Annotated in this window: 10 protein-coding genes; 9 read left to right on the forward strand and 1 reads right to left on the reverse strand. The window is 49.3% G+C overall.

Translation table 11 applies throughout. The features are described from left to right. Positions 1–156: 156 nt before the first annotated feature. Positions 157–954: a hypothetical protein gene (locus SQ11_RS12500; protein WP_156972497.1), complete on the forward strand. Its 798-nt coding sequence runs from the start codon at positions 157–159 to the stop codon at positions 952–954. Here SQ11_RS12500 and SQ11_RS12505 read toward each other — a convergent pair whose 3' ends face one another. Next, complete coding sequence (locus SQ11_RS12505) at positions 955–1,395, reverse strand: hypothetical protein (RefSeq protein WP_156972498.1); 441 nt, start codon at positions 1,393–1,395, stop codon at positions 955–957. A 177-nt stretch (positions 1,396–1,572) separates the two neighbouring features. Between SQ11_RS12505 and SQ11_RS12510 the strand changes: the two genes are divergently transcribed. From SQ11_RS12510 to SQ11_RS12545, 8 genes are all read left to right on the forward strand, one after another. Next, positions 1,573–2,232, forward strand: a complete 660-nt coding sequence (locus SQ11_RS12510; protein WP_198140877.1) for a recombinase family protein — start codon at positions 1,573–1,575, stop codon at positions 2,230–2,232. Between the two features lie 198 nt (positions 2,233–2,430). Next, on the forward strand, positions 2,431–3,099 hold the full coding sequence (locus tag SQ11_RS12515; protein WP_156972499.1) for a hypothetical protein: 669 nt from the start codon (positions 2,431–2,433) through the stop codon (positions 3,097–3,099). Next, positions 3,099–7,964, forward strand: a complete 4,866-nt coding sequence (locus SQ11_RS12520; RefSeq protein ID WP_041514529.1) for an S-layer family protein — start codon at positions 3,099–3,101, stop codon at positions 7,962–7,964. The genes SQ11_RS12515 and SQ11_RS12520 overlap by 1 nt, the downstream gene beginning before the upstream one ends. A 489-nt stretch (positions 7,965–8,453) precedes the next feature. Continuing rightward, on the forward strand, positions 8,454–8,645 hold the full coding sequence (locus tag SQ11_RS18280; protein ID WP_041514530.1) for a CopG family transcriptional regulator: 192 nt from the start codon (positions 8,454–8,456) through the stop codon (positions 8,643–8,645). 29 nt (positions 8,646–8,674) lie between these two features. Further along, entirely contained in the window at positions 8,675–10,057 is a 1,383-nt protein-coding gene (locus SQ11_RS12530) for a toll/interleukin-1 receptor domain-containing protein (RefSeq protein ID WP_052494227.1), read from the forward strand. Beyond that, on the forward strand, positions 10,057–11,610 hold the full coding sequence (locus tag SQ11_RS12535) for a hypothetical protein (RefSeq protein ID WP_041514531.1): 1,554 nt from the start codon (positions 10,057–10,059) through the stop codon (positions 11,608–11,610). The genes SQ11_RS12530 and SQ11_RS12535 overlap by 1 nt, the downstream gene beginning before the upstream one ends. Before the next feature lie 134 nt (positions 11,611–11,744). Then, on the forward strand, positions 11,745–12,503 hold the full coding sequence (locus SQ11_RS12540; RefSeq protein WP_041514532.1) for a hypothetical protein: 759 nt from the start codon (positions 11,745–11,747) through the stop codon (positions 12,501–12,503). Between the two features lie 114 nt (positions 12,504–12,617). Then, positions 12,618–13,781 (forward strand): toll/interleukin-1 receptor domain-containing protein, encoded by a 1,164-nt coding sequence (locus SQ11_RS12545; RefSeq protein ID WP_041514533.1) that lies wholly within the window; start codon positions 12,618–12,620, stop codon positions 13,779–13,781. Positions 13,782–13,956: the final 175 nt, after the last annotated feature.

A 13,956-nucleotide genomic window follows, 5' to 3' on the forward strand; every position in this document is an offset into this window, starting at 1 on the left:
GTTTTTTAACTCATTCCTGTTAGCGTAAAAAGGGCAATTTAAAACAGGTATAACCACCTGTAGTGTCAATAACCGGGGGCAGGAACATGGGGGTTGGTGAGTTCCGAATTACATATCGCGCTTTTTCGGCGGCACGGTTCCTCCATGGAGCCGGTAATGGTTGAGTCGACCGATGCAAAATTGCGGGTTTCAGGCGGTCTGACAAACACCTTCCTTCATTGCCACACCTGTCTGTCAGACGAAGATTTTGATCGTCTGCGCCGAATGGAATTCACCGAAAGAGAAAACTACATTCTGAACGGTCAGCTTAGCGGTTCTGTCGCTGGGATTGTCGAGCGCAGTTCAGTATCTAACAGAACTCAATCCAAACAAGCCGAAGAACGTAAATCCAAAGAAAGCCGGACGGCGCAATTCGTCGAATTGTTTGAGCAAATCCGTGCTTCCATTAAGCAAATGGAAACCGATATTAGAGCATTAGTGGCATCGTTCGAGAAGCGAGACGGCGACGCATGGCGGGAAAAGCTGGCGCTTGATATTTTAGGGGCGGACGATATTCCACAGCAGCGATCCGGCGAAAACATTAACGCCTATCGCAAGCGGCTGGAACAGCACCTCATTAACGAAATGCTCACCGCCGATGGCACAATCAAAGATAAATATAAAAACGATGCGAAATACGGCGATTACGCGGAATGGGCGCAGAAACAGTTCCATCTCAACAGCGCCCGAGCGGTTGTCGCGGAACTAGATGATGACAACATCGGCCCGCAACGTAAGGAACAGCTCCTCGATGAAATGAAACAGCGGGGCTATGTACAGGAAATGGTATTTGCTGACCGTATATCGAACAGTCTGGATACGCAGGACTCTGTACGTGACGCCCGCGATGATAGCCGTGATGCAATACTCTCACAGGGACAATCTCCCAACGCTACCCTGAAGTTTTTATCGTAGCTATTGGAACAGCGGATTCGTGTTGGCCGCCCGTTTGGCAATGACGGCTACCTGTTCCCGCACATTGTCTATCAAAAATAATTCAGTCGTTCCGCCACGAATATGAAATGAGATGCCGGTGGCAGGCGCATCGTTTTGTTCAAAGAAAAACTTGATGTTCGTCATGCCGACCTTTTTAAAATCCCGCGTGAGTACAGTCTTGATTTGATCGTCCGTAATCCCCGGCTGGGTTCCCATAGCAACTGAAATTCCCACACCATTAGGATGTTTCTCCGACCATTCGCTCCCGGCAACATCCACGCAGGGCTGTTTTCTACAGGCGATATAGTCGTTCTTGGCTGACAGCAGTGCATCTTGCGCATATCCAACGCCGCCGCCAAATGATACACACAAAACACCCAGAAACATTCCCCAATAACTGAAAAGACGTTTTCTTTTCAATATCTTGCTTTGTGACAAAAAGGGACCATTTTGTCACAATTCACATATCTCCTTATGAAAGAAAAGCAGCCCATCTGATGTGTTTTTTCAATGCAATTTTTCCATTTCTAGTTGACGGGGAGCGGTTATGAAGATAGGTCAAAAGGGTCCCCTTTTGTCTATCGATAAAGGACCAAAATGGATAAGAAGCACAATCGCATGCCGGAAGATAAAAGCCGTACCATCGGTTATGCCCGCGTTTCGACAGAGGATCAACATCTCGACCTTCAGATTAATGCCTTGAAGCTGGCAGGGTGCAGCGCCATCTTTGAGGATCAAGGTATATCAGCCACCGCCAAACGCCGACCCGGTTTCGAGCAGGCTTTATCCAGCTTGCAGGCGGGCGATGTTTTCGTTGTCTGGAAAATGGACCGCGCCTTTCGCTCCCTTAAAAACGCGTTGAACATTCTGGAGGAGTTTGAGAACCGGGCCATCGAGTTTCGTTGTTTGACCGAGGATATCGACACCACCACAGCAATGGGAAAATGCATGTACCAGATACGTCATGCATTCTCCGAACTGGAACGTAACCTCATCCGGGAACGAACCAAGGCCGGGATGGAAGCCGCACGGCAACGCGGCGCACATCTGGGCAGACCGAAGAAGCTGTCCCACCCCCAGATTGCCGACATCCGGGGCTTATTACAACGTCATCCCAATCTGACCCTTGCGCAGATCGCGGGTCAGTTCGGCGTCTCCACTCGCACGATCTACCGCGCACTATTACAACTTGCTAACACTCAAAAGGGGCTGGCTATAAATGCTGGACATACGTCTCAGACTGGAGGCTGCGGTTGACGAGTAATGATAGCGCAGCTATGAATTTGCGTATCAGTGAGCGTGCGTTTAGGGTGAACAATCAAAAGTAGCTGAATAAAAAATTCAGATCGAGTCTATTTTTTCGACAACTTAATGTATAGCAATGAATTGGCATTATCGGTCACAGTAACGTCTAGAGATTTTCTTGATAACCGTATGGGCAAAGGAATGTAATGAATGCAAAAACGCCTGTTAAATACCCATAACCTTATATCTATTTTTATAATTTTCGCAGCTCTAGTCTTGGTTTCTTGTCGATCATCAAGCACCGAATTGGTAAGCGTTTCCATTGCTAAAAACGAGCTATCTATTCCTAGAAACTATCTAACTTCTTGGAAAGACTCGTCGTCGGCAACGACAGGAAAAATAAACATACAGTTAGCATTGCCAGATTTTGAGCCATTCAACGGAGAAAACGCAGAAAGATTTGAGGTCAAGAATCGTCAGTATCTGATCATCAATCTCCACGAAAATCCGGATCAAACCGCGACCTTGTCACCGATTGGCGATTCAAATGATTTGAGCGGCGTGCTCGCGAAGAAGTTGTTGAATGGCTACTCCGCTGCCGAGGTAACCAGCGCAGGATTACAGAAATATACAAATAACTCTAAAGGGCGACAGCGCACTGATATTTACGTCCGAACCAAGAACGGAACGCCGATATTGATTGTTGAGTGCAGTCGTGATGGCGACTGGCCAAATCCGCAATGCGAAAGCACAAAGCCTATCTTGAATAAGTTAACTCTGTACTACCGCTTTCCAACCTCATTTTTGGAGTCGGCATTGCTCATCGACGAGAAAACCGAGACTTTGATCAAATCGTTTCTGCAAGAAAGAAGGAAGTGATGACGTATGTTCTAACGACAAATCAGCGTGCCGTAATCCAGACACTCGTAGACAATGAGGACTGGTCAACCGCCTATTTCACGCTTGGCGAAATATTAGATGTACCAGTTGGCAATAATGACATTGATGTTGGTGTCCAGTGGTGGATACAAATAGCAGGCGATATTAACTCGGATTCTGGCGGATGGGCCTCTGTTCTTGTTCGCGAGAATACAAAGAGGGCCGGTAATGGAACTATCACTGATCAAGATTTTCAAGATGCATCGGACAAGATCGCCAATGATTTTTTTGACATGCTGTTGAATCCGCCTCCCGGAACCACTGCGGGCACAATTCCAACGATAGAACAGATCATAGAAAACGATGTAGTTGGAGCGGTTAATGAACTAGGTCTTGAGGATGAGGATTGGGCGGGGACGTTGTTAGCATCTGCCTTGTTTGGCTATCCGGCTGTTGAGAACTTTATTGATAGTCCAGCGGATGTAGTAGAACAAGCTCTGCGCGGACTTCTGACCCTGGAGGACGGACTCGGTCTTCTCGATCGGGTTGAGCCTTTGCTCAATCCAATCCTTGGTCTTCTCGGTCGCACTCCGAGTGGCGGCAGCGGAATCGGTGGCGGAGTTGAGCCGCTCGTGTTTGATCTTGATGCATCTGGCACGATTGATTTGCTTTCCACGGACGACGGCGTTCATTTTGATTTTGGCGTTGACAGCTTTGCCGAGAAAGTCGGCTGGGCTGCGTCGACTGACGGCATGTTGGCGATTGATCTCGACTCGTCCGGCTCAATCAACACAGGCGCAGAACTGTTCGGCTCTGAGGTTCCATTGAGCTATATCACGAATGCAAATTGGGACCAATTTATCAACGAAGAAAACGGTTTTGCCAAGCTTGCAAGATATGATCTTGTGGCGAACGGCGGCAACGGTGATGGCGCGATCACTTCTGCCGATGCTGTCTGGTCTGATCTTATCATGTGGCAGGATGCGAACAGTGACGGCATTTCCCAGAGCGGAGAAATGCTCACCCTCACCTCTCTTGGCATCACAAGCATTGACGTCAGCAATTATGAGTTGGAGAGTTTCAACGGTTTGTCCAGCGGCACGCCATTTAGTCGCATCATTGAAGGCAACACGGTAACACATACGGGCAGTTTCACGATGAACGGCAATGCCTACGAAGTGGCCGACGTCTGGTTCAACAGCCAACTGATAAATACCGTATATACAGAAGATTATGAATTGGATGTGCGTGTGCTCTTCCTGCCCACGGCACACGGTTACGGCATGCTGCCAGACCTCCATGTAGCCATGAGCATCAACGAAAACTTGCTTGATGACATGGCAGGTTTTGTAACAGGCAATGACTTCGGCGATCTATTCGGGACGACAGCGCAGGTCGATGCCGAAAACATAATGCTTGGGTGGGCTGGCATTGACCCGGATAACCTTGCTGTCGATCACAGCAAGCTCGGCTTTTATGGCCACATGAAGGAATATCAGTTCCTGAGGAGCTTTACAGGCCAAAACGCGGACGCATATGGAGTGTGGTTCGACTTAAAACCATGGGTGCCGTATGAGTATGACGGTCTGACGGCGGTTAACGAAGCTTACAAGAACGTTTTGGATGCGTTTACAGCGCGTCTTCTATTCCAGAGTGGCGGCGAAGCGTTATTTGATAGTGGCGTTAGCTACAATCCCTACACAGACGAATTCGAAGGCGTCTTTGCACTCTCTGAAAATGCTATTACCGATCTGGAGACGGCTGCATCTCTCTCAGGCAATCTTGCGGAGTACTGGCGAGGAGTTGCCAACTTCATCGAGCACACGATGGGCATATCGGAACTCAGCGGCACGGAAATTGGCTGGCTCGATGATGCCATCGATGGCTCTAGTTCCGGAGCGCTGGAGTGGACGGACATCACTGCACTTCTTGCCGATCCCATAGCTGTAACGGGGACGAGTGGAAATGACACGATCAGCGGGACTATTCATGATGACATCCTAGGTACTACGTCCAGCACCGGGCCTTACTATTCTGGAACGGATGGCAATGACACGCTCAGCGGCGGGGCCGGAAATGATGTCGTCTATGGAGGCTACGGAGACGATACGCTCGATGGCGGAGAAGGAAACGATATTCTGGATGGTGGCTACGGTAACGACACGTATATTTATAACTATGGCAATGACGTCATTATCACTGCTGGATCATCCACTCCCTCGATTGAAACAGACATTATCTTGATGGATGCAGGAATTCTTGAGAGCGATGTGACCATACACTACGAATATATGAACCAATTTCAGGTCAACCTGTTTTTAGAGATCGAAGGTCGTGGCACCATCACGATTGCTGTGATCGATACTAACGGATACGGGCCTTATGCATCTTATGTCGACGAAATACACTTTGCCAGCAGTGCGGTCTGGACCATGGGTCAAGCCCCTGTCTATTTCCATGGAACAGATGCGCTCGATGGCATTAACTCAACAGGTTTCGAGGGTAACAATATTATCACCGGCTACAACGGAGATGACATCATCCAAGCAGGCTCCGGAGACGACACGCTCGATGGGAGCGGCGGAAATGACGATCTGCGCGGCGAAGCTGGCAATGATATCTATATAGTCAGCGCAGGTGGCGACGTGATCCGTGAAACAGGAAACGATGCTGGCGATATCATTATGCTTCCAGATGGCTTTGATCTTGGTGACGTAACTTTTTACAAGGTTGAAGCTGGTGGTACATACGGGATGTACGACGATATGAAAGTTGACGTAGAGGGTCTTGGCTCTTTCACCATCTTGAACTCTTTTGGGTGGAGCGGAACAACTGGGAATGTCGAAATATTGAAAGAGTTCGCTGGAACTCAAATTAATCTGCTTTCACAGGTTTTTACCACCATCGGCACCAGTGGAAACGATTATTTTCAAGGCACCTCTAACTATTGGGGCCAGCCAAACGACGTATATCTATTTGGAACCGGCCAAGATGAAGTTTATGAATATGGCGGAACAGATACGCTCCTGTTTGGAGAAGGCGTCCTGCCGGGAGCTATCACGGCGAGTCGTATTGCAGGTAACAACTTCGCGGACCTTCAATTCTCTGACGGCTCAGGAAACACGATTACATTCCTAAATCATTTTGGCTCGTCAGCAACAGCGAGCGCATTGGAGAATGTTCGATTTGCAAATGGAACAATCTGGACCATCGCAAATATGGAGATCCAAACACTTGGAACCAACTCTGGCGAGAATATCTTCGCCTATGCCTGGGGTGATGCCAGCCAGAATGACACTATCTTTGCTTATGGAGGCGCGGATCAGGTTCAAGGCGATGCGGGCAACGATTACATAGATGGCGGCGATGGCAACGATAATCTGGATGGCGGATCGGATAATGACACTCTCAGTTATTCAACGGCAGGCGCAGCCGTAACTGTAAACCTCGCAACAACCGCCGCTCAAAATACTGGCGGAAGCGGAACCGATACGATCAGCAACTTTGAGAACCTGATCGGTTCTTCTTATAACGACACTCTTACGGGTGACGGTAACGCCAATATCATTGAAGGCGGCGCAGGCAACGATACGATGAATGGCGCCGGCGGCACGGATACGCTCAGCTATGAACGTGCGGGCGCAGGTATCACGATCAATCTTGCTACGGCTACTGCCCAGAACACAGGCGGCGCTGGAACAGACACAATCTCCAGCTTTGAAAATCTTCGCGGGTCCGCTTTTAACGATACCTTGACCGGAACTTCGGGTAATAACGTTATCGAAGGCGGCGCAGGCAACGACACGATGAATGCACAAGGCGGCACGGATACGCTGACCTATGCAAATGCTGCTGCCGGAATCACGGTCAGCCTCGCCCTTGCCACAGCTCAAAGCACAGGCGGCGCAGGGAGCGACACCATCAGCAACTTCGAGAACCTTACAGGCTCGAATTTCAATGATGTCCTCACGGGCAGCACTGCCGCGAACATAATTGACGGCGGCGATGGAAATGACATCATTCAAGGTGGCGCTGGCAATGACACACTAACCGGGGGCAACGGCATTGATACTGTCTCATACGCCAGCGCTGCTTCGGCGGTGACGTTTAACTTGGCAACGACTACCAGCCAGAACACTGTCGGCGCAGGCAGTGACACCGTCTCCGGTTTTGAGAACATCCGCGGCTCAGCTTTCAATGACACGCTTACAGGCAATAACAGCGACAACATCATTGAGGGTGGCGCAGGTAACGATACGATAAATGGCTCGGGTGGCACAGACACGTTGAGCTATGTAAATGCAAGTTCAGCCGTAACCGTTAATCTTTCCACGGCAACGGCTCAAAACACCGTTGGTGCGGGTACAGACACGATTAGCAATTTCGAAAGTCTTACCGGCTCGAACTATGGCGACACACTAACGGGTAGTACGGCAGCTAATATCATTCGCGGCGGTGCAGGCGCTGATACGATTAGTGGCGGTAACGGCAACGATATTCTTTATGGGGATGCCGGGGCGGATACGTTAACGGGCGGCAGCAATGCCGATACCTTTATCTTCGAAGCTTTAACGGCTTTGGGTGCATCGGACACGATTACGGATTTCAGCACGGCCCAGGTGGATAAGCTGGATGTTTCTGACATCTTGTCTGGCTATGACTCCTTGACCGATTTGATCTCTGATTTTGTGCGTATCACCGATAATGGAACGCACAGTTTCGTGTCAGTTGATGCCGATGGTGGTGCAAACAGCTTCACTCAAATTGCCCAGCTATCCGGCGTTATCAATATCGCTTCGGGAGCGACAGCGACAGAACTTGAACTGCAAGCAATGATCTCCAACGGAATGCTGATCGCAGCTTGATTGTTCGCAAAGATAAGTTCCCGGCAGCTCACTTCCATATTGGGTCGGGTCAGTTATGGCTTGATGTAGTGCCAGAAAGGGGTTCTCCCGCCCACGCTTCACGCTACGCGCAAGAGGTGCGCTGTACTGCAAAATGTTCCATTTTTCCGTCCAGCGCATCTTGGCAAGGGGACCCGCTGGCGCGTCCCCGTTGCATCCCCCCGGCTATTGGCGCAGCTCAGGCATTGAGCCTTCCTGCACCAGCCGACCGTTGCGCCGGTCGATCACCCGTCAGGGTATTGGCCCCCGACACCCGCCAGTCTGAGGAGTGTTCCCGCTCCTCCGACGCCTCCATGACCAAGGGAGAATCCTATCTCCCTCTGGACACCCGTCGAACACCCTGCGTGGGGTTGGATTGCGACCGCCTCTTGACCCAATGCTGCAATCCTCTCTATACCCGATTGCACCGAAGTGGTGTAGAGTGGTGCAAATCGATTCGGGAGATTATTTATGCCACCAACCAGCCATAAATTGATTCGACAAACCAAGGTCAACGTTGCATGTCGGGCGTCGGTAACTTTTCCTCCTGAACTTTACGAAGCGCTAGAGGCCATTGCCCGAAGCAAGAAAGTCTCAGTCGCTTGGGTGGTTCGCGATGCCGCTGAAAAGTACGTCGCCAACGAGCATCCCGGAAGTAAGTAGGACCAGAGCATGGATGATGGTAAAGAAAAATGACGCAGGATGCTGGAACAGCAATACGGAATGTTATCTTCATCAGCAAGGCGACGCCGGGGGATGATGAGTTTATTCTATGGCTTGCTCCACGTCTTGAGGCTGCTGGCTATACCGTATTCGCCGATGTTCTCAGTCTGGAACCGGGAGACCGTTGGCGAAAGCAGGTCACCAGCACGCTTCAGAACGAGGCCATCAAGATGCTTCTTTGCTGCCGCGACTCCTCTCTTGAAAAGGACGGTGTTCAAGAAGAAATCGGGATTGCCACCGACCTCGTCAGGGAGCTAGCCGACCCTCGCTTCATCATTCCACTACGTTTGGAAAAGTATAAGAAGATATTCGGAATTGGTGAGCTCCAATGGGTCAATTTCGTTGGTAGCTGGGCTAATGGCTTGCACGAACTTCTTGAAACGCTAGAAACACAAGGCGTCCCGCGCTCGACAATTCCCGTAATTAACCCAAATTGGGAGAGCTACAGGAATCGCCTAGCTATTAAGATCGAGGATGCGCCGGAAGTGCTCACGTCGAATTGGCTTCGGATCGCCAGCATTCCTAACGTTATTCGTTATTTCCAACCGACTGGTTCTATCGATCACGGGCTGATGGAAAATGCCTGTAGACACGCGCCGTTTCCTTCCGCCGTACATCTACGGGGATTCTTTTCATTTATGTCGCTAGACGAGGTTCAGCAAGATTTTGCGGGCGTCGGAAGGTTTAAGATTCACTCCGAACACAGCCTTTTTGAGTTCATTGCTGACGGTAGTAAAACTCCGGCAATGCATCCCCGGGAAGCCCAGAACATGATCGCATCCATGTTTCGGCAAAGCTGGGAAAGCTTTTGCCGAAGTCGAGGGCTATATCAGTACGCGTTCTCCCAGCAACTCGGGTTTCATGTTGCTGAAAATCAGATACCACTGAAAAAGCGGATTTCTTGGGGGAAGCAAGGCCAGCGCCGCAACTCCATGCTTCGCAACAGTGCGGCAGGCAAGGTCTGGCAGTATGGTGTCTCGGCCAATTTTTCCTTTTGGCCATTTCCACATGTCAAGGTCAAATCAAGGGTTTTGTTCGCCGAACTTGTGGGCAAAACCACCGGCAAGGTTTTCGATGACCCGGATCAGCAGCACCGGCTGCGGCGTAGTATCTGCAAGGGCTGGCGTAACAAGGTATGGCACGGGCGACTGATGGCCTTTCTTGAATTGCTTTCGGGAGAATCTCAGTATATTGAGCTTTTACTATCCGGCTCTGCGTCCATCAAGATCGATGCAACTCCTCTACTCGTAACTTCACCTGTGAGCACAATCTTGACGGATGTCATGGCAGATGACGCGGAGGAACAGGATTTGACGACACTTGGAAACTTCCACTCGGAGGAGGATGAATAATGGATCTTCCTAAAAAGTCAATGGAAGTTGTTTATATACCGGAACCGAATCTATCTTTCGGGCATGGGCAAATTACAGATCATCCCAAGGATGGATTGTTTCTTTATGGGCCGCATTCTGGTCCTAAGCGATCACGCGAAGTAAAGATCGGTGTAATCGGTACAACGACTGGCTTAAACTATTTCCGGAGCTGGGCAATAAAACTTGGTGGCTTCATCTCCATTCCACCAAGGGGGAAGATGGACAAGGAACACCGGCTTCATCTATCAAACTTCCCCGGACTAGAGGAAGCATTTGGTTTGCTGATTAACCCCGCAGAATTCGTTCATCGGAAAATTGACCTGGCGGCTCTCGATAGCGCCACTAAGACGCTGAACCAGCATGAGGCAGTGAAGAAGGCTGTTGATCTCTACATTAAAGAGATTGAGCACCACGACAAGAATGAAGAACGTACCGTTGATATTTGGATATTCGTTTTGCCGGAATTAGTGTTCGAGCGCTGCAAGCCACTTTCTCGGCGCTCCGGTTTGGAATTGAAAATGGGTGAATTCCTGAAGACTCAGAAGAAAAAATCGAACCTGCCACTCTTTGCAGACATCATCAATCAGGATGATGAAGCCATTTTTGATGACGTGCCCGATTTTCATCGACAGGTAAAGGCCCGCCTCCTTAAGCTCGGTCATACCTCTCAACTTCTTCGCGAAACGACACTCGCGCCGGATCAGTTTCTGAACAAGGCGGGATATCCTCTACGGACTTTGCAGGAGCCAGCCAGCGTCGCATGGAATCTCGCGACTGGGCTTTACTATAAGACGCAACCGGAGCCCCCGTGGAAGCTGGCAAACGTTCGGCCCGGAGTCTGCTACATCGGTCTTGTATTCAAGTTGATTCCGAATGATCGACGAGAACATGCGTGTTGCGCTGCTCAGATGTTTTTAAATGAGGGCGACGCAGTTGTGTTTCGCGGCGCGAATGGTCCGTGGAAGACGGGAGACTATGATTTCCACCTTAAGGCACCGGAGGCCAAGCAGCTGATTTCCCGGGTCCTTGAGACATTCAAAGACAAGCACGGCACCCCGCCGAAGGAATTCTTCATTCACGGCAAAACTACATTCAATGAGGAAGAGTGGGATGCCTTTGCCGAAGCGGCACCGCCAGAAACAAATGTGGTCGCCGTGCGGATCAAGACAACAACCGGAGACACAAAATTATTTCGGAATGGGGATTATCCCGTCCTGCGCGGTACGGCCATTATTCTGGACGACAAGAATGCCTATTTGTGGACCACGGGTTTCGTACCACGTCTGGATACCTATATTGGACCTGAGACGCCCAACCCACTTTTTGTTACAGTCCTACGCTGCTCCGGCGAACCTCCCAATATCCGAACAGTTCTTACAGATATCATGGGTCTAACAAAAATTAACTACAACGCCTGCAACTATAGCGACGGACTTCCTGTAACTGTACGATTTGCTGGCAAGGTTGGAAATGTTTTGACGATGGGCTCTGCAAAGGATGCTGAGAAACAGCCCTTGAAATTTTATGTCTGACCGCAGTGAAGGAGCGATGAATAACTTTCATCAGATGCACATTCCTCTGAAGTTATTCGTGCTCAACGGGTATAGGTTAACCAAGCTGAACTGTCCCGCCGGTCGGCAGGCGTTAGGCACTTAAAGAAATAGTAATGGCTACACAGAAGTTCACTCTTGTCGAAAATGCCCTAGATAGCCTTGAGCATGCGATTTTGCATCTCAATGACATGCCAAAAGCATTGACTGCCGGGACTTTCAAGCGAATTATTCTCGATTTATCTCATGTCGCTGAACTTCTCTTCAAGGAGCGCTTACGGCAGGTCCACCCAGCATTCGTCCTCGCTGATGTTGACAAGTATCCGTCCATGACTGCACACACCGTAACGGCAGCCGATGCACTTAAGCGGCTTCAAAGGATCGGGTCGGTTGAGTTCAATGATTCTGATCAAAGCGCATTAAAGACCATAAGGGAGAAACGCAACGAGATTGAGCACTATGCGTTCTCCATAGATGAGGCAGAGGCAAAGGTTGTCATAGGAAGCGTGTTGGCGTTCATTTTTCGCTTCGCCACAGATGAAGTTGGGCTCGATTGGGCTGACCGGAGAATTAATGACCCTGCGTGGAAACGACTTAACCAATTCGCGGAGTTCTACGAGATAGAAAAGGCCCGCGTGCTTGCCGCGCTTGAAGACGGCGAAATCCCCATCATGGAATGCCCTCTGTGTAGCAATGAGACATTCGATATGGAAGCGGAGGTATGCGTGCTCTGTGGTCACAGAGAGCCGGTTCTTGAATGCAAGGCATGCAAAGCCGACTACCTCTACTCCAAAGTTGAGTACGAAGATGCAGGGCTATGTCCAAAGTGCGAATGGAAGGATGGATATGCAACAGCTCACTGCGAAAAATATTAGCGATACGCCTAACGGGTAGGTAAAACCGACTCCCACGGCATGCAGTCGATGGCGCCTTCTGCGCTTCGCGCTCCGGCACCGTTACCTCGGGATATTAATTATTGGAGTAGTTCGGTGAACAAGAATCCAAAGGTATTCATCTCATATTCCCATGACGGAGACGAGCATAAGGAATGGGTGTTGCGACTGGCTATAGATCTAATGGGAAAAGGCATTGACACCGTATTAGATCAGTGGGAACTCAATTTAGGCGCAAACCTTCCAAAGTTCATGGAACACGGGTTGCAAGAATCCGATAGGGTTCTTGCGGTATGCACGGACAACTACAACGAGAAATCTAATGGAGGAATAGGTGGGACTGGCTACGAAAATAACATTCTTACCGCAGAGTTATTGTTGAATCAGAAAACAACCAAGTTCATTCCGGTGGTTAGAGCAGTTACGAAAGCCATGAAAACGCCACTGTGTTTAGCTGGACGAATGTATATAGATTTTTCTGATAATGCAGCATATGAGCAATCGCTGAATCAGTTGATACACGAGGTTTATGGAGTAAAGCTTCGGGCAAAACCGCCGCTAGGAAAAAATCCGTTTATCGAGACTGAAGATGATCGACCTACTCTAGGGGAGAATAGCACTACGTTCTTTTTTAACCGTTTTTGCTCGGCATTTCCCGGTGTCCGCGGCATTGCGTGGTTTGGAGGCAAGGAAGCTGTAGACAGGTTGATGATTCTTTTAAAAATCCCGCTCAATTTCAAGGACGGTGCACCTATCTGGTGGTGGAGAAGCGGCGATTGCCAAATTGAACGATTTGATCGACTACATGAAAATATTGTTTTAATGGACTACCAAGAACTAAGAATAAGGAGAATTGCCGCAGTAAATTCTGGCTCCTATTACCAATCGTTTATATACGTTGAAGTTGAGGCAGACAAACCGACAGGGCTATATAAAATCGATATTAGCGCTGATGTGAAAGACCGGGGATACTCACGAGAAGAATACGGATTATTTGAGGGCAGGACAATATCGCGTGCAGAGTATGATGACGATGCAACTGTTATTGATGGTAAACCCGTTGACTTGCATGGCAAGGCCGACCTTAGAGTTAGATATTTGACACCATACAACTTTATTATAGCTGCTCATAATTCTCCTATTAACAATGGCGGATATGATAATCGGCGTGATGAAGTGTTGAACAACGTACTTATGGGAAAATTGCCGTTGGAGCAGCTTGTTGATGAAATACATAAGCTGCCAAAGCGCGGATATTAAATTTAACAACCACTTCTAATCCACCGCTTACCTATCCGCTAAGCGCTATGACAAGCCGCAGCTCAAGCAGATCTTTAAATGTCACAAAGCCATATGAGCAATTGGACGGAAGTGGGGTAATTTCACGACTGCCAGTTTGGCTAAGAGTGTCAGATGTTTTTGCGACGCTGGATAA

It is taken from the genome of Nitrosospira sp. NpAV, assembly GCF_000832065.1.
Taxonomy (GTDB): domain Bacteria; phylum Pseudomonadota; class Gammaproteobacteria; order Burkholderiales; family Nitrosomonadaceae; genus Nitrosospira.

Bases quoted from the DNA above. Each gene is read 5' to 3' on its own strand.
- SQ11_RS12540 (WP_041514532.1), top strand. From the start codon at position 11,745: ATGGCTACACAGAAGTTCACTCTTGTCGAAAATGCCCTAGATAGCCTT.
- SQ11_RS12520 (WP_041514529.1), top strand. From the start codon at position 3,099: ATGACGTATGTTCTAACGACAAATCAGCGTGCCGTAATCCAGACACTC.
- SQ11_RS18280 (WP_041514530.1), top strand. From the start codon at position 8,454: ATGCCACCAACCAGCCATAAATTGATTCGACAAACCAAGGTCAACGTT.
- SQ11_RS12530 (WP_052494227.1), top strand. From the start codon at position 8,675: ATGACGCAGGATGCTGGAACAGCAATACGGAATGTTATCTTCATCAGC.
- SQ11_RS12500 (WP_156972497.1), top strand. From the start codon at position 157: ATGGTTGAGTCGACCGATGCAAAATTGCGGGTTTCAGGCGGTCTGACA.
- SQ11_RS12535 (WP_041514531.1), top strand. From the start codon at position 10,057: ATGGATCTTCCTAAAAAGTCAATGGAAGTTGTTTATATACCGGAACCG.
- SQ11_RS12515 (WP_156972499.1), top strand. From the start codon at position 2,431: ATGCAAAAACGCCTGTTAAATACCCATAACCTTATATCTATTTTTATA.
- SQ11_RS12510 (WP_198140877.1), top strand. From the start codon at position 1,573: ATGGATAAGAAGCACAATCGCATGCCGGAAGATAAAAGCCGTACCATC.